This is a genomic window from Actinokineospora baliensis (genome assembly GCF_016907695.1).
Classification (GTDB): Bacteria; Actinomycetota; Actinomycetes; order Mycobacteriales; family Pseudonocardiaceae; genus Actinokineospora; species Actinokineospora baliensis.
The window spans coordinates 6,371,463-6,388,603 of record NZ_JAFBCK010000001.1; the positions used below are offsets into that span (position 1 = coordinate 6,371,463).

Below are 17,141 nucleotides of genomic sequence, written 5' to 3' on the forward strand. Positions count from 1 at the left end.
GCATCGGATCCGCGATTTACGTGCAGGCTCGATGCGGTGGACCTGTTTTGCGTGGGGCCCCTACGACAGCCGTGGCAGGACCGCAAAGCAGGGGCCGAAAAGCATGGCCCTGCAGCGAGGCGACGCTACGGCTGCCGTCCCCCCACACAAAACAGGTCCACCCCATCGAGCAGATGGCACCAGCGACTTCCGAGTGTCCAGTGGTTGGCAATGCGGCCGGGGCGGGCGGGACGGCGGTGGGCTGGGGTGGCACCAGCGGCTTCCGAGTGTCCAGTGGTTGGCAATGCGGCCGGGGCGGGCGGGAAGGCGGTGGGCTGGGGTGGCACCAGGGCTCCGAGTGTCCAGTGGCTGGGTTCAGTGGTCGGAGTCGGGTGGTTGGGCTGGCGGGGTTAGCTCGGTGGGCTGGGTTGGCACACCCGCTTCTGGGAGCGGTGGTCGGGCTGGCGGGGCTGACTCGGCGGGCTGGTTGGGTGGGCTGACTCGGCGGGATGAGCTGGCACCAGCAACTTCTGCGAGCGACGGCCGGGTTCGGCGGTCGGGGTAGGGGTGACACCAACGACCTCTGCGAGCGGCGGCTGCCTTGGGTTGCTCGGAGTCGGTGGTTGGGCGGAACGCCTGCTTCTAGTAGCGACAGCCGACTCCCCACGCCCCGCGCCTGCCCGGGCTCACCACCCCCGCGGGGAACCCCGCCCCGGGCCCAAGACAGCCCCCACCCTCCCTGGGGGGCGTCCCTGTTCCAGTCTACCGGGCCCCACCGACAGTTGATCTTGGAAGCGGGGCTGCGAAGATCTACATGTGGACAACTTCTGTCGCTGAACCGGGTGAAGGTGGCGGGCGACCGGGGAACAGTCCACACGGGACGAAAGGCGAAGGGGCCGCACCCAGCGGGTGCGGCCCCTCCACATCAGACCGGTCAGCCTTCGCCGAGGTAGGCGGCGCGGACCCGCTCGTCGGCGAGCAGGTCGTGGCCGGGGCCTTCCAGGGTGGTGCGGCCGAGGTCGACCACGTAGCCGCGGTCGGACAGGGCCAGGGCGGCGAGGGCGTTCTGCTCGACCAGCAGGATGGTGGTGCCTTGGGCCTGCAGGTCCTTGATGGTGTCGAAGATCCGCTGGGTCATGATCGGCGAGAGGCCCATGGAGGGCTCGTCGAGCATGAGCAGGCGGGGGCGCGACATCATGGCTCGGCCGATGGCGAGCATCTGCTGCTCGCCGCCGGAGAACAGGCCCGCTTTCTGGGACTTGCGCTGACCCAGCACCGGGAACAGCTCGTACACCCGCTGCATGTCCGCGGCCACGCCCGAGTCCTTGCGGACGTAGGCGCCCAGTTGCAGGTTCTCCTCGACCGTCATCCGGCCGAACAGCCTGCGGCCCTCGGGGCAGTGCGCGACACCGCGCTCGAGGATGGTGTGGGCGGCCAGGGCGTCGATCGGCTTGCCCTCGAGCAGGATCTGGCCCGACTTGGGCCGCAGGAGGCCCGAGATCGTGCGCAGCGTGGTCGTCTTGCCCGCGCCGTTGCTGCCGATGAGGCTGACGATCTGGCCCTCGCCGACGGAGAAGGACACGTCCCGGACCGCCTCGATGGCGCCGTAGGCGACGCTGAGGTTGCGCACCTCTAGCAGTGCGGTCACCGGTTGCCTCCCTCGCTGCCGCCGTCCACGTCGCGGATCGGCTCCATCACCTGCGTCGCCTCGGGGCCGCTGTGGCCGACCTCCTCGGCGTACCCGCGGACCTCGGCCTCGACCTCGTCCGGCGGCTTGCCCAGGTACGCCTCGATGACCCGGGGGTCGGCGCGCACCACGTCCGGCGTGCCCTCGACCAGCAGCTGGCCCTGGACCAGCACGGAGACGTGGTCGCACAACGAGAAGATGAACTTCGTGTCGTGCTCGATGACCACCACCGCCACGCCGGTCTCGCGGATCGCGAAGATCAGCTGCCGGGTCGCCTCGGTCTCCTGCGGGTTCATGCCCGCGGTCGGCTCGTCGAGCAGCAGGACCGCCGGGTCGGTGGCCAGCGCCCTGGCGATCTCGAGCCTGCGCTGGTCGCCGTAGGGCAGGTTGCGCGCCAGCTCGTCGTGCACGCTGGTCAGGCCGACGAACTCCAGCAGTTCCATCGACCGGTCCCGCGCGTCCTGCTCGCCCTTGCGGTAGGCCGGACCGTGGAACAGCGAGGCGATCGGGCCCTGCTTCATCCGCGCGTGCCGACCGACCAGGACGTTCTCCAGCGAGGTCATGCTGGGGAACAGCCGGATGTTCTGGAACGTGCGGGCCACCCCGGCCACGGTCACCGCGGCCGGGTCGGTGGGCAGCACCCGGCCGCGCAGCTGCACGTTGCCCGTGGTGGGCGTGTACAGGCCGGTGAGGCAGTTGAAGAACGTGGTCTTGCCCGCGCCGTTGGGCCCGATCAGCCCGAGGATCTGGCCCTCCTGCAGCCGCAGGCTGACGTTGGACAGCGCGGTGAGACCACCGAACACCATCGACACGCTGTTCGCCGCGAGCACCGGCGGTTGGCTGGTGGTCATCGGGTCACCGCCTTCGAGTCGCCTGGGGTGTCGTCGTGCACGTTGAGCTCCTCGATGGGCACGCCTTCGGCGCCCTCGTTGGCCAGTTCGGCCCTGCGGTGCCGGTCGGGGACCAGGCCCTGCGGGCGGAACCGCATGATCAGCACCAGCGCCAGGCCGAAGAGCATGAGCCGCCAGTCGGAGAACTCGCGCAGCTTCTCCGGCAGCACCAGCAGCAGCGCGGCACCGAGCACGGCGCCGGGGATGGACCCCATGCCGCCGAGGATGACCGCCGCGAGCAGCGTCACCGACTCGATGAACTGGAAGCTGTCGTAGGCCACGGTGGAGGTCTTGTGCGCGAAGACCGCACCCGCCAGACCGGCCAGCATCGCGCCGATGAGGAAGGCGAGGATCTTGGCCTGCCCGGTCTTGATGCCCATGGCCCGCGCGGCGTCCTCGTCCTCGCGGATGGCGATCCAGGCCCGGCCGATGCGCGCGTTCTTCAGGTTCGCGAACACGACCATGACCAGGGCGACGAGCACGATGATGAGCACGTAGTACAGGACGCCGGAGGGCAGTTCGATCGAGCCGATGGTCAGCGGCTTGTCGAAGGACGCGCCGAACCAGTTGATCGGCGGCACGTTGGGGATCGCGTTGGCGCCACCGGTGACACCGCCGATGTTGTTCTGCGCGGCCTTCTTGAAGATCTCACCGAAGGCCAGGGTCACGATGGCCAGGTAGTCACCGCGCACCCGCAGCGTCGGGGAACCGACGACGGCGCCGAAGATGCCCGCCACGACCGCGGCGATGAGCGCGGCGACCACGAAGGGCAACTCGATGCCGATAGCGGAAGCCGCGGCACCCGAGAAGTTCGCCGCGACGAACGCGCCGATGCCCAGGAACGCCACGTACCCCAGGTCGAGCAGACCGGCGAGGCCGACGACGATGTTGAGGCCGATGGCGGTCGCGGCGTAGACGCCGATGTTGGCCGCCGTGGTCATCCAGTAGTCGGTGCCCGCCTCGGTGAACGGCAGCCCGAGGGCCACCACCAGCAGCACGACCACGCTGAACCACTTGTGGTTGTCCGACAGCGCCGAGATCCACCCGGTGAGGCCGACGGCGTGCAGGGCGCCGAACACACCGGCGAGGAACGCCAGCAGGGACAGGAAGACCGGGCCGGCGTACGGGTTGCCGACGCCGCCCTGGCCGCCGGAGTTGAGCATCATCGCGACCACGAGCAGCAGCACGACGAAGGCCACGACCAGCACGGCGTAGGCGACGAGCGTGGGGATCGCGCGCTTCCAGTGCGGGATCGGCTCCAGCACCCCGCCCGCCTTGGCGGCGAACACCAGCAGCACACCGGCGATCAGGGTGATGATGCCGCCGAAGGCGAAGGTCTCGCCGTCGGAGGTGATGGCGCCGAAGCCACCACCGTCGATGATCGGGAAGAGCATGTTGACCAGCGCGATGCCGATCGTGCTCGCGCCGAGGGCGCGCAGGACCCGGCGCTTGGGCAGTGGCAGGAACACCACCACGACGGCCAGGACGCCGATGATCAGCGTGTGCAGGCGGAACCCGCTCAGCGCCCACGGGGAGTCGAAGAACTGCAGGGTCGCCTTGTCCGGGTACGGACCGTCGTTGAGGACGAAGGTCACCCAGGGCAGCAGCGCGCCGATGACGGCGACCACACCACCGGCGATGCCCAGCGGGCGGTCGAAGGTCGGGCGCTTGGCGAGGTAGGGGGTCGCCACCCGCCACAGCAGGCGCACCAGCAGGACGACGGCCGCGATGGCCGCGCCAATAAGCAGGATCTGGCCGAGCCAGATCCAGCCGTCCGGGTACTCGATCCAGTCGTTCACGCGCGCACCCTTTCCGGCTCACCGAACAGGCCCTGCGGCCGGAAGACGAGCACCACGATCAGCAGGACGAAGATCCACACCAGGTCGTACTGCGTCCCGCCGGGGAGGTACTGCCCGGACAGGTTCTTGATCAGGCCGATCGCGAAGCCGCCGATGACAGCGCCCTTGATGCTGCCGACACCGCCGAGCACGGCCGCGGTGAAGGCGAAGATGCCGTAGAGGAAGCCGACCTCGGTGTCGACGTTGGTGATCTGGATGCCGTAGAGCACCCCGGCCAGGCCCGCCAGCGCGCCACCGATGGTGAAGGTGAGCACGATGGTCCGGTTGGGGTTGACCCCCATCAGCCTGGCGGTGTCCGGGTCCTGGGCGGTCGCGCGCATCGCGCGGCCCATCCGGGACCGGGTGATGTAGGTCTGCAGGACGATGGCGCCGACGATCGACACCACGATCATCAGGATCGCGGTCGAGCCGATGCTGACGGTGCCACCGAAGAAGTCGAACCGGAACTGCCGGTCGATGAAGACTCGGGGGAAGGGAACCGGGGCGGTCGCGCCGGGGTAGCAGAGGCGCACGACCTCCTTGAGGATGACCGAGACGCCGAGCGCGGTGATCAACGGCGCCAGGCGGGGTGCGTTGCGCAGGGGCCGGTAGGCGAAGCGCTCCATGGTCACCGCGAGCACGACGGCGACCACAGCACCCCCGATGGCCATCAACGGCAGTGCCAGCCACCAGTCGCTGCGCCAGCTCGGCGGGAGGAAGTACCGGTAGGTGGCCAGCGAGGCGAAGCCGCCGACCATGAAGACCTCGCCGTGCGCGAAGTTGATCAACTGGATGATGCCGTACACCATCGTGTAGCCGAGTGCGATGAGCGCGATCAAGCCGCCCAGCACCAGGCCGTTAATGAGCTGCTGTAGCAGCGTGGCCACGTCTACCTCCAAGAGCGGCGGGGGCGGGCAGTTGCGCCCGCCCCCGCCGCGTGCGGTTGGACAAGAAGTTCCGGCTCAGCCGCCGAAGGTGCCGGTCTCGTCGGCAACCCACTTGCCGCCGGAGACCTTGTAGACGGTCAGCAGCTTGTTGGTGCTGTCGCCGTACTCGTCGAACTTGACCTCGCCGGTCGCGCCCTCCGCGGAGTACGACTGGACGTTCTTGATGAGGTCGGCCCGCTTGGCGTCGCTCCAGTCACCGCCGGAGACGGTCTTGGTCAGCGCGCCGATGATGGCGTTGGTGGCGTCGTAGGAGAAGGCGCCGTACGCGCTGAAGTCGTCCTTGTAGGCCTTGGCCTTGTAGGCCGAGACGAACGCCTTCGCGGTCTCGAGGGTGTCGGTGGGGGCGCCGACCGAGGTGGCCAGGTCACCCTCCTTGCCGCCGAGCTCGATGTACTTGCCGTCGTAGATGCCGTCGCCGCCCATCACCGGGATGTCCAGACCGGCGTCCTTGAGCTGCTTGGACAGCGGGCCCGCCTGCGGGTACTCGCCGCCGTAGTAGACCGCGTCCGGCTTCGAGCCGCTGATCGTGCCGATGACACCGCTGAAGTCGGTGTCCTTCTCGCCGACCTTGGCGGTGGCGACGATCTTGGCGCCGTCCTTCTCCGCCTGCTTCTTGAACTCCGCGGCCAGGCCCTCACCGTAGGTCTTGCCGTCGGTGATGATGGCGATGGACTTCTTGCCCGCCTTGCCGACCAGGTACTTGGCCGCGAACGGGCCCTGCAGGTCGTCGGTGGCGCAGACGCGGAAGTAGTTCTCGAACTGCCGCTTGGGGGCGGTGCCGTACTCGGCGCCCCTGGTCAGCGACGGGTTGGTGTTGGCTGGCGACACCTGAACGATGTTCTTGCCCTTGAGGATCGGCTGCACGCTCTGCGCGACCGACGAGTTCAGCGTGCCGACCACGCCGACCACGTTGGCGTTGGAGGACAGGCGGGTGGCCGCCTGGGCGCCGACCTGCGCGGTCGCCTGGTCGTCCTCGGTCTGCACCGCGAGCTTGTAGCCCGGCACGGCGCACTTCTCGTTGGCCTGGTCGGCCGCGAGCTGTGCGGAGTTCCGGATGCCGAGGCCCAGCGCCGACAGACCACCGGACTGCGGCGCGATGACGCCGATGACCAGGGTGCCCTTGCTCTGGTCGCAGCTCTGGTTGTTCCCCCCGCCCGAGCCCGACTCGGTCTTGTTCGTGCCACAGGCTGCGAGCAACAACGCGCCAGCGACCAGCACCGCGGCCTTCACCGTCTGGTTTCGCACGTGATGTCCCTTCTCCGCTTTCGTCCGGACAATGCGTGTAAGCATGCCGAACCTCGCCCTCATACCTGTTGGAGGGTTGCGCCGGAAAGTAGTGACCGAATGCGACGTAGTCACGCACCTGGGCTCCTCGTGACCAGACTGCAACGAAAGTCCACCACCGTGTCCGCAGTCCGGACATCCGGGCATGAACACCGCGACCACGGCCCGGTCTCAACTTCACAACAACGTGTCACACACGGTGACCGACGGGCCTAGGGTTCGGGTCGTGCGCACGCGAAACCGGGTTCTGGCCTGGGGTTCCGCCGTCGTGTTCATCGGTGCCGCGGTGCTCGTGCTGCGCGCCCCGCAACCGCCGCCAGAGCCGGGACCAGCGCCGATCGGGCCACCGGAACGGGTGAGCCGCTACGCCGCCGATGACGTGGTGCTCCCGGATCCCGGCGCGCCCCCGGACACTCCGCGTGACGTCCAGGTGCGGCCGTCCCCCGGTCGACTGGTCGTGTCCTGGGCGGCGGCGGAACGGGCCACCGGCTACCGGGTGCACTGGAGCGGACCGGACCAACCGGACGGGATCCGGCTGGTGGCAACCCGTGACACGCAGCTGGACGGGCTGCGCGATGGCCGGGAATACCGGATCGAGGTACGCGCGGTCGACGGGTTCGGGCGGCTTTCGGCGCCACAAGTGGCAATGGGGAATCCCGGACCGGGTGAAACGTCGTGGCGGAGCGGGTTGAGCGGGCTGCTCGACGATTTTCCCGACGATTCCAGCCTGCGCGCCGACACGGTCGGGTCACTGTGGCACCTGTCCGGTTACCGCGGGTGCGTGGACCTGGGCGCGCGGGCGGTCGGCGAGGTGGGGCTGCCGATCGACCTGGGGTGCGGCGCGGACGAGGCGGTGCTGCGGGCGCGGCGCCCCTTGGTGCTGGACGAGGTGGTGCTCGGCGAGTCCACAGCGGACGGTGTGCTGGGGCGGGTCGCGGTGGTGACCGACGCGGCGGGGCCGGGTGGGCGGCTCACGGTGGACCTGGTGCCTGGGCCCGCGGACCGGGTGGGCGCGCTGGACGGGGCGGGGGTGGTGCCGCCGGGCACGGTGCGGGCGGTGGTCGACGACTCCGGGGCTTACGTGGGTGAGCGCGGCGCTTTCGTGGCGGCGCCCGGTCCGCGTGGTGCCGGGGCGTTGCACCTGTTCGAGGTGCGGGTGACCGGTGCCGGGGTGGAACTGTCGCAGGACGGCAGGGTCGTCGCGTCGTCGCCGGTGGTGCCGTCGTGGCGGTCGGCGTGGGTGCTGATCGGGGTGCGTGGGCCCGAAGGGCGGCGTGCCCGCGTGCACCTCGCGTCGGCGGGGTTCACCGGAACCGCCGCGCCGGTGCCGCAGGTGGTGGAGACACCGGTGAACTTGGCCACACGCCAGGTCTTGGACCCGTCGGTGTCGGCCCCATCCGCGGGCATCTTGCGCCGCCCGCTGGTGAACGCGTTGTCGGCGCGGATGGTCGTGACGATGGCGGTGTCCGCGGGGATGGATGTCAACCGTGTTCAAGTGCAGTTGGGTACAGCTCTATTGCCCGCGCCGCCCGTGGTACCAACTCCGCCTATAGAGCCCGGTTCCGTGCTGACCGTGGCTGCGGAGATACCGCAGTCGTTGTTGGGCGGTAACGCGTCTGACTCGTTGAGCCCGTTGGTGGTCCGCGCACCTGGGGCTGGACCGGGGGCCTTAGTGCAAGAGAGCTACTTGGAGCTGGTACCCGGTCCTGTCGCGACCGTGCGGACGACGACGCAACCCGCGCGGACCGACCGCCAACGCCCAACGGTCGACGCACTTCCCGCGGCCCGACTCACCTTCGGCGACTCCGCGGGACGCCCACTCCCGTCCCCCGTGGTGCCCGCCCAAGGGCGGCTCGTGTTGACGGTGGCGCTCAGCGGGGCGGCGGCGCAGTGGGACACGGGCGGCCTCGAAGGCGTCGCCGGGTTCCAGGTGTGGGTGGACGGGCGGATGACGGCGAGCCTGCCCACCGGCGGGGCGCCGGGCGGGCAGTACGCGATCCCGGTCGGGCTGACCGGGCGGGCCGTCGGCGAGCACACCGTGGAGGTGCGGGTGATCGGGATGAGCGGCACCCGGGGGTCCGTGCTCAGCCAGTTCACCGTGGCCTAGTTGATCGTGTCCACCACGGCTTCGGCGACGGCCTTCATGGTGGTGCGCCGGTCCATCGCGGTCCGCTGGATCCACCGGAAGGCCTCGGGCTCCGACAAGCCCTGCGCGGACATCAGCAGCCCCTTGGCCCGCTCGATGACCTTGCGCGTCTCCAACCGCTCGGTCAGCCCCGCGACCTCGTTCTCCAACGCCTGCAACTCGGCGAACCGGCTCACCGCCAGTTCGATCGCAGGCACCAGGTCGTGCTTGGCGAACGGCTTGACCAGGTAGGCCATCGCCCCCGCGTCACGCGCCCGCTCCACCAACTCCCGCTGCGAGAACGCCGTCAACATGACAACCGGCGCGATCCGCTCCCCCGCGATCATGGTCGCCGCATCGATCCCGTCCATCCGCGGCATCTTGACGTCCAGGATGACCAGGTCCGGCCGCAACTCCCCGGCCAACCGGACAGCCTCCTCCCCGTCCCCGGCCTCCCCCGCGACCTCGTACCCTTCCTCCCGCAACATCTCGACCAGGTCGAGCCGGATCAAGGCCTCGTCCTCGGCCACCAGCACCCTGCGCGGGGTCGACCGGGCCTCGGTAGCCACATCGGTCACCGGGGTCCTCCTCAGGTAGGCGCGAACCAGAACCCCCAGGGTACCGCCCGGTACCCCGCCCACCCGCCCCCACCACGCGTGATCGCCCCGACACCCCACCAACCCCCCACCCCACCCCCATCCCGTAGAGTCACCCCGCAACGCCCCCGTAGCCCAACCGGCAGAGGCAGCGGACTCAAAATCCGTCCAGTGTGCGTTCGAATCGCACCGGGGGCACTGGCTCTGGGTGGAGTGTGTTCGCGGAACGCGCGAACCTGGTCGCTCGTCATTTCCTCTGGGGTGCAACCCCAGACCCGCCCGGGAGGCTTCGCCCCGGACCCCATTCGGTGGCCGTGTGGATGCTGTACGAGCCTGGCCGGGGGCACTCAACTGTTCAACGGCATCCGGGGCCAGCCGTCCCAGCCTGAACTCGGTGGGACGCAGCGCACGTTCGCGACGGGTAGTCGCGGCTACGGCGCAGGCGCTAAAGCGCACGAGGTCTTCTGCCACTCGCGGGGGATCGATCCCCAAACGTTCAACCTCATCCAGTCGCTGTGGTGCCGTGTTGTGCTCAACGAGGCAACCCCGCCCAACACCTGCAACGCCAAGGACGTCGCATAAGTGCGTAGTCGGTTGGTGTTGACACCGAAGTCGGCGATGCGGACAGGTGAAACAACCACTGGCATCGTGGTAGGCAGGCCCTGTAGCTGGAACGTCGATCTCACCAACCGACGTGCTGGAGGCACGACCGCGCCTCCAGCACGTCGTCTCGAAGAGAGGAGCCACACCGGTGGAACCCGGATCGGGGCCAACGCTCAACAACTCCTCGGGATCTGTCCACGGCTCACTGGTGCAGGCCGGAACGGTGGGTCAGGTCGTCCTCAACTCCGCCACCGAACTGCCCACGCCGTTCCAGCTACCCCCTCCGCCTCGTTCGTTTGTCGGACGAGATCAAGAAGAGTCCCTCCTGCGGAGTCAGATTGAGCCAGACTGGCACGGCGCACCTCAGGTTGCGGTGATCAGCGGAGCTGGCGGAATAGGCAAAACCGCAATGGCGCTCCACCACCTGCACGGAGCTCGAGATCAATTTCCGGACGGTATTCTTTATGCCGAACTTGGCGCGTTTAGCCCAACAGGACCATTGCGGTCGGAGCAAGTGCTGGAATGGTTCCTCCTGGCACTCGGGGTGCCGACAGTGCGAATGCCGTCCGACCTGCCTTCGCTTCAAGGGCTTTATCGTTCCATTACCGCAAACCGGGCGATCGCAGTGCTGCTCGACGACGCGCACTCCGCAGCCCAAATCCGTCCTTTGATACCATCTTCTGGCGCCAGTTCAGTAGTTGTCACGAGTCGGCGGAGACTGGTCGAACTCACCCTCGATGGAGCACTATTCATCGACTTGCAACAACTTTCAGAGCACGGATCCATCACCCTGCTGGGGGGCGTGGTGGGCGCAGGGCGATTGGCTTCCGAGCCGGAACCGACACAGGAACTGGTTGCGCTATGCGGAGGAATGCCGATTGCCCTGTCGCTCATCTCAGCGCGACTGCTAGCGTACCCACATCGCTCCATAGCCAGGGAAGTCGAAGGCCTGCGAGACGACCCCGAGTGGAGTCAATCCACCCTCGGCGAGGTATCTCTTGAAGCAGTTCTGAGCACATCCTACGAAGATCTTCCTCCCCCTCTCGCGCGGGTTTACCGCGCGTGTTCGCTTCACCCCGGTGCGATCTTCGGTGTCGAGGCCGCTGCTGCCGCGCTCGGCGCGCCAGTGTGCGACACCACGACACTGCTGGTCGCGCTACTGGACCGAAATCTTGTCTCGCAGGTCGGAGATCACCGGTTCCGATATCACGATCTACTACTCACCCATGCCCGCCAGCGAGCTACGCTTGAAGATTCGGATCACACCATGAACGCTGCGATTCGGCGGATGATTGAATGGTACCTCGACAACTCGATAGAAGCCGATCTTGCACTACTCCCCCACAGGCGGCGCCTGGGAAAGCGGTTTCGCAGGCCCACTCAATCTCGGTTCACTTCTCCCAGGGAGGCCATGAACTGGCTGACCGAGGAGCATCACAACATCACCCTCGCAGCACAATCCGCATTCGAGCACAAGTGGTACGACCTGGCGTGGCAGTTTTGCGAAGCACAGTGGGGGTACTATCTGCACGCCCGGCGATACAGCGACTGGCTGACCCTGCACGCCATCGGAATAGAGTCCGCACAAAAAATTGGCGACTTCGTGGCTGAAGCTCGACTGCGACTACAACTGGCGTCGGCGTTGACAAATCTCCGGCGCTACGAAGAAGCTGCTGAAGAATGTCGCGCCGCGCTCCGCTTGACTGAACATTCGGGCCATGAGTTCATTACGGCGTCCGCATTCACCGAACTGGCTGGAATCGCTCAGGGCAAAGGTCAACTTCTCAGCGCGCTCGAGCATCTGGAGAATGCCAAAGAGATCCGGGATGCGATCGGCTCCGAGCGATCAATTGCCCTCTGTCAACGACGAATCGGCGAAGTTCTGACTGAACTCGGCCGCTACGAGGAAGCCATCGTGGCGTTGACCGAGTCCGCTTCCGCTTTGCAGCGAGTAGACAGAGGCCAGCAGGCCCGCGCCCTCACGTGCCTTGGCCGCGCCTATGTTGCGGTTGGCCAGCACAGTGCCGGGGTCGAGCCCCTGCGCGAGGCGCTTCTCATCGCGAAGGAGTTGGACTCAACACACTACCAGGCGGAAGCGTACGCGATACTTGGCGATATCTCATGGAATCAAGATGACGCCGCCAGTGCGCACGAGTATTGGAGTGCCGCGCACCGCGTCTATTCCATCAGTGGCGACCCGAAGGCACTAATGGTCACGGCGAAACTTCAGAGCGTGACGAGGGCGTCTGAACCCGACTAACACGCCTTTGACCACCCTGTTGTCGCACAACATCAACCTCTTGTTGGACCACTTAGGGCGCGACGGCGCCACCCTGCAACCGAGGGTAACAGAACCGATGAATCCGGTGGCAGAGCTACTAGATACCGCACGCTTGCACAAAGAAGCCATCGTGGCGACAATTGACAGAATCGGCTCGAATACCGTTGCCGCCATTGTTCTTGACGAACTTGCCTTTCGCGCACGCCTTCATGAGGTCGCAAATCTCGATAGAGTTCACGTAGCACTGAGTTTCATACACGACGACCACGAGATGAAATTCGACCTAGCCACCGGAGGTGGAGACTCCGATCTTCCCCTGGTTGTGGTAGCTCAAGAGCTGTGGGAAAGCGTTCAAGCACTCTACGGGCCACGCGAGATGATCTCAGCCGCTACCCGGACTGTGAGGTGGCCGAGTCAAGATGCTGTTCGATTGGAGTACCGTAGAGACCCGGCCCTCGTTGGCTGGTACGCCCCCGTGCAGCGGATCCTAGACGTTCTAGATCGTCGCCACACAGCCGGACTCGACAGACTTGCGGTACTCTGCGGGACAGACAAGTGGAGCGCACTGCATCACTACACCCAGCATTACGAGCACCACCTCTCCCCGCAGCGTGATCAGATGCTGAGGATCCTGGAGATCGGTGTTGGAGGGAACCGCGAGGCTCACACCGGCGGGAATTCTTTGAGGATGTGGAAGCACTACTTTCCTCGAGCGATCATTTACGGCATCGATATCTTCGACAAGAGAGGAGTTGATGAAGCTCGTTTGGCCACTTTCCGAGCCGACCAGTCACATCAGGACGAGTTGATAGAAGTTGCCCAGGCAATCGGCCAGGTTGACGTGATCATTGATGATGGAAGTCACTTGAGCTCGCACGTCATCGCATCGTTCACAACATTGTTCCCCTACCTGCGCGATGGCGGGCTCTACTTCATAGAAGATCTACATGCGTCGCTGTGGGCACCCCGCTTCAACGGAAGCGGTAAAGACACCGACAACCCTGCCCATAGTATGGGCTTCTTGAAACGCCTCGTGGACGGACTTCACCACCAGGAGTTCTTGCCCGGCGATGGTCGATCTCCCGCCCCAACGGACCGAGCCGTGCGGGCAATACATTTCTATCGCAACCTCGCAGTAATCGAGAAAGGGGCCAATACAGACGACAGTCCGATTGCGGAGGCGATCCGAAGGGGTGACCCACCGGCAATCTACCAAGATTGAGCATCCCGATTCTGTTTGACCAGCGCGGAGCGACTCGACAAGCGATGCTACATCGACACCGAGATGATATGAATACTCACTTCGCGCGATCCAACCAGCACGACGATCGTACCCCGCAACAAGATACCGGTTCTCCACTCCAGGTTCCAGGTGTGGACAAATGACGCGGCAATCATTGGTTCCTCGCAGTTGAGCTCCGCCTCGATACCATCCACCGTGCGGACCAGGCAGAATGTGCCGGATACCACGGCGATCAACGCCGCCTGAGGATAGAGGGGAATAGCGCTGAGCATCCGCTCGTTCGGATCGTCAACGTTGGAACAATTGATGACCACGACATCCGCCTGTTGAAGGAGGGACGGATTCGCGCAATCCTCATGTACGGCCAGATGTGTCCTACCTGGCTGTTGGGAAGTCAGAAGATTGACTGAAGCATATGCCGGATAGCGGGCGATCCTGACACGGCTAGGCCCCGCCTCATTCAATGTGCAGTTCACATAGTCCGCGCGACCCGACGTGTGCACGGGGTCATCAATACGGCTCACAGGAACCACGGGAACGGTTGCAGATCCGCGCGGCTCGGGGAGGCGGAGATAGCCATAGAACAATTGCCGCAGACGGCTCGCAGCCTCACCGGGGTAGGACGAGATCAGGTCTCGTACTTCTCCGAACCGTTCAGCGTCGTGTGTATTGATGGCCGCATGTATCTGACTCGACAGATCATTCCGCCGGTCCATCCTGGGTGCTACGCGGCCGAGGAGATCGACAGCGGAGCCCGAAGCCACGTCTTCGTCGGGGAACGCCGCCAAGAGAACCGGAACACCCAACGCAGCACCATAGCAAGTGACCACACCATGATCGCCGACTATCAAATCAGACGCTATTAGCATCGCTTTCCAACCATCAAGTTCAGGCGCCAGTACCATACCTGAACGAACGCTGTCAGCGAGCCAAGCGCGCACCTGCCACGAACCGTGACCGTGCAGGATGTTGGGGTGAATCAAGGCCGCGAACCGGATATCATCCGAAGGCGCGCAGGCCAGTAGTTCCTGAAAAACCGATGGCCAACTGCCCATCAACGACTTACCGCACCAGGTCGTCGACACTGAGATCAACTTCTGATTCGACCGCATGCCGAGCTTCTCACGGTACTGATTCCGGAGATGAAGACTTCGCAGAATCTGATCGTAGCACGGATCGCCGACCACGACTGCGGTTGGAAGCGCTGCCGGAGTAATCGAACCGAGGCGGTGGAGTTGTTCCTCGTGCGACAGGATGAGTGAGGATGCGATGGGAAGACCGTCGTAGATGAGCCGCTCGGGAGAAAGGCCGTACACTGATCGCTTGCCTGACCCGTCCAGAACTTCACTCACCGGGGAGTTCTTCGCGAAACCGCCTCCGTGGGACAACACCACAACAGGTGTTGTCAGATCCGTCAACCCGCTGTAACTGGCCGCTATCGCGAGGTCGAACGGAGTGTTGATCGCCTGCGACCATGGAATTGCGATCATCCCGAGGTCACGCAACAGATCATCGACACCGCCCTGGAATGGCGACGAACCAGCTTTGCTGAACACCAACTGGACCCGCGTATCGGCCTCGAACACGGTGACGACATCCAGCAACCTGAAGAGCGCTGTCACGTGGTGCACCACAACAAGGACAAGACGCTGCGGATGGATTGTGTTCCAGCGTTGCGCTTGTAGACCGATGGGCACGTTGACGAACTGTTGGGATAGTATCGTTCCTCCCGAGAAATTTGTCTGCGGAACCGCCGTGGCCGTACGCAAGGCAGCAATCGCGGTGCTGGCTGGTCGACAATGGTGGCACGCGGCCCGGCAACTCTGACTACCCCAGGTGCCCGCATCCACACGATCCGTGCATGATGGGGGCGTGTGCACCGAGGATGGACGACGGGGTCGGGGGTTGTTCGGGGATGGGGACTTCCGGCGGTTCTGGCTGGCTGATGCGCTGAGCCAGATGGGCACCAGGGTCAGCGCACTGGCCGTGCCGCTGTTGGCGGTGTTGACCCTCGATGCGTCGGCGCTGGAGGTCTCGCTGCTCAAGACGCTGCAGACGGTGGCGTTCCTGTTGTTGGGGTTGCAGGTCGGGGCGTGGTGCGACCGGCGGCGGTGCCGTCCGATCATGGTGGTGGCCGACCTCGGGCGGGCTTTGGCCCTCGGCTCGATCCCGATCGCGGCGCTGTTCGGCGTGTTGACGATGGCCCAACTGTTCGTGGCGATCTTCGTGGTCGGCGTCTTCACCGTGTTCTTCGACGTGGCGCACCAGTCGTACTTGCCGCGGCTGGTGGACAAGGGGCGGTTGGTCGAGGGCAACGCGAAGCTCCGGGCCAACAAGTCGGTCGCGGCGCTGGCGGCGCCGAGCCTGGCGGGAGCGATGGTGCAGTGGCTGACCGCTCCGGTGGCTGTGCTGCTCGACGCACTGTCCTACCTGTGGTCGGCGATCTGGATCCGCTCGATCAAGGCTGTCGAACCGGAGCCGGAACCCCGGTCGGGCCGCACCATGCTGCGCGAGATCGGCGAGGGCACCCGGTTCGTGCTCACCCACCCGATCCTGCGCGCGACCAGCGTGTCGAACGCGATGCTCGGCCTGTTCCAGGCCGGGCACCTGGCGCTGGTCGTGGTGTTCCTGGTGCGCGAGGTCGGCTTGTCTGCTGGGGTGATCGGCTTGGTGAGCAGCTTAGGCGTGGCCGGGGCGATCCTGGCGTCGCTGGTGGCTCGCCGGGCCGCCGACCGGGTAGGCACCGCCCGGCTGCTGTGGGTGGCCGCGGTCCTCAACGGCGGGTTCCAGATGCTGTTCCCGCTGACCGGCCCCGGCTGGGGGATGACGTTCTACCTCGTCGCGCTGTTCGGCACTTCGGTCGGCGTGACCCTCTACACGATCATGCAGGCCAGCGTGCAGCAAGCCCTGTGCCCTGACGAACTGCTCGGTCGGATGAACGCCACGGTGAACTTCCTGTTCTGGGGTGCCGCGGCGATCGGCAGTGCGCTGGCGGGGACCGTCGCGACTTTCATCGGGCTGAGACCCACGCTGTGGATCGCCGCCGCAGGGGTGCTGCTGTCGTCGGTGTGGCTGGTCGCCTCGCCGCTGCGCACGATGCGCGATCTGCCCATCGCCGAGCCCACGCGGTCCACCGAAGCGCGCAACGGCTGATTCCCGCTGGCGTTGTCCCGCTGGCGGGACAACGCACCCGGCGCCCGTTGACACAATCCGCCCGCGCCGTGTCACACTCGATGAGTGCTACTCGCGACAAGTGCCACGGCCATTGTCACCGGTACCAACTCGGATTCCCACACGTGGAATTTGGTTTACCTCCAACTCGTATTGGAGGAGGCGGGTTTCACCGTGCGAAACCTAGGCCCATGTGTGCCGAGTTCGTTACTGGTAGCCGAATGCGAGCGAGTCAGGCCCGGACTGGTAGTGATCAGCAGCGTGAACGGGCACGGTGTTCAGGACGCCCTATCGCTCGTTGTCCCCTTTCGCGAGCATCCGATCACGCGGACCATTCCGCTGGTGATCGGAGGTAAACTGGGGATCAACGGCAGAATTCCGGACGACCAGCGAATGGCGCTGCTGACCGCGGGGTTCGACCACGTGTTCGACCACGACGAGGTGCCCGCCTTCCGCGCCCTGCTCACCGGGCTCGGCACGCGGGTTGTGTCCTGATC

The 17,141-nt window shown here is 65.9% G+C and carries 12 protein-coding genes and 1 tRNA gene; 6 read left to right on the plus strand and 7 right to left on the minus strand.

Features of this window, described 5'->3' with window-relative positions; genetic code table 11:
* Positions 1–913 precede the first annotated feature (913 nt).
* From JOD54_RS28335 to JOD54_RS28355, 5 genes are all read right to left on the minus strand, one after another.
* Positions 914–1,627: an ABC transporter ATP-binding protein gene (locus JOD54_RS28335; protein ID WP_204455002.1), complete on the minus strand. Its 714-nt coding sequence runs from the start codon at positions 1,625–1,627 to the stop codon at positions 914–916.
* Complete coding sequence (locus JOD54_RS28340; RefSeq protein ID WP_204455004.1) at positions 1,624–2,517, minus strand: ABC transporter ATP-binding protein; 894 nt, start codon at positions 2,515–2,517, stop codon at positions 1,624–1,626. The genes JOD54_RS28335 and JOD54_RS28340 overlap by 4 nt, the downstream gene beginning before the upstream one ends.
* Complete coding sequence (locus JOD54_RS35820) at positions 2,514–4,355, minus strand: branched-chain amino acid ABC transporter permease (RefSeq protein ID WP_204455006.1); 1,842 nt, start codon at positions 4,353–4,355, stop codon at positions 2,514–2,516. Before JOD54_RS35820 ends, JOD54_RS28340 begins: the two co-directional genes overlap by 4 nt.
* Positions 4,352–5,281, minus strand: coding sequence for a branched-chain amino acid ABC transporter permease (locus JOD54_RS28350; RefSeq protein WP_204455008.1), 930 nt, complete (start codon positions 5,279–5,281; stop codon positions 4,352–4,354). The genes JOD54_RS35820 and JOD54_RS28350 overlap by 4 nt, the downstream gene beginning before the upstream one ends.
* A gap of 75 nt (positions 5,282–5,356) precedes the next feature.
* Entirely contained in the window at positions 5,357–6,586 is a 1,230-nt protein-coding gene (locus tag JOD54_RS28355) for a branched-chain amino acid ABC transporter substrate-binding protein (RefSeq protein WP_307860354.1), read from the minus strand.
* 265 nt (positions 6,587–6,851) lie between these two features.
* Here JOD54_RS28355 and JOD54_RS28360 point away from each other — a divergent pair, with 265 nt between their 5' ends.
* Positions 6,852–8,732 carry a fibronectin type III domain-containing protein gene (locus tag JOD54_RS28360; RefSeq protein WP_204455010.1) on the plus strand — a complete coding sequence of 627 codons (1,881 nt, stop codon included), beginning with the start codon at positions 6,852–6,854 and terminating at the stop codon, positions 8,730–8,732.
* Here JOD54_RS28360 and JOD54_RS28365 read toward each other — a convergent pair.
* Complete coding sequence (locus JOD54_RS28365; protein WP_204455012.1) at positions 8,729–9,328, minus strand: ANTAR domain-containing response regulator; 600 nt, start codon at positions 9,326–9,328, stop codon at positions 8,729–8,731. The genes JOD54_RS28360 and JOD54_RS28365 overlap by 4 nt on opposite strands.
* Positions 9,329–9,470: 142 nt before the next feature.
* Between JOD54_RS28365 and JOD54_RS28370 the strand changes: the two genes are divergently transcribed.
* The 3 genes from JOD54_RS28370 (at position 9,471) to JOD54_RS28380 (ending at position 13,452) form a co-directional block, all read left to right on the plus strand.
* Positions 9,471–9,544 (plus strand) — tRNA-Leu (locus JOD54_RS28370).
* A 553-nt stretch (positions 9,545–10,097) separates the two neighbouring features.
* Positions 10,098–12,209, plus strand: coding sequence for an ATP-binding protein (locus tag JOD54_RS28375; RefSeq protein WP_204455014.1), 2,112 nt, complete (start codon positions 10,098–10,100; stop codon positions 12,207–12,209).
* Positions 12,210–12,216: 7 nt separating this feature from the next.
* Positions 12,217–13,452, plus strand: coding sequence for a class I SAM-dependent methyltransferase (locus JOD54_RS28380; protein ID WP_204455016.1), 1,236 nt, complete (start codon positions 12,217–12,219; stop codon positions 13,450–13,452).
* Positions 13,453–13,499: 47 nt separating this feature from the next.
* On the opposite strand, the gene JOD54_RS28385 is transcribed toward JOD54_RS28380, so the two are convergent.
* Positions 13,500–15,095 carry a hypothetical protein gene (locus JOD54_RS28385; RefSeq protein WP_204455018.1) on the minus strand — a complete coding sequence of 532 codons (1,596 nt, stop codon included), beginning with the start codon at positions 15,093–15,095 and terminating at the stop codon, positions 13,500–13,502.
* A gap of 283 nt (positions 15,096–15,378) precedes the next feature.
* On the opposite strand from JOD54_RS28385, the gene JOD54_RS28390 reads away from it, so the two are divergent.
* Positions 15,379–16,626 (plus strand): MFS transporter, encoded by a 1,248-nt coding sequence (locus tag JOD54_RS28390; protein ID WP_239573539.1) that lies wholly within the window; start codon positions 15,379–15,381, stop codon positions 16,624–16,626.
* A gap of 84 nt (positions 16,627–16,710) precedes the next feature.
* Positions 16,711–17,139 (plus strand): cobalamin B12-binding domain-containing protein, encoded by a 429-nt coding sequence (locus JOD54_RS28395; RefSeq protein WP_204455020.1) that lies wholly within the window; start codon positions 16,711–16,713, stop codon positions 17,137–17,139.
* The last annotated feature ends 2 nt before the right edge of the window (positions 17,140–17,141 follow it).

Bases quoted from the DNA above. Each gene is read 5' to 3' on its own strand.
- JOD54_RS28340 (WP_204455004.1), bottom strand. From the start codon at position 2,517: ATGACCACCAGCCAACCGCCGGTGCTCGCGGCGAACAGCGTGTCGATG.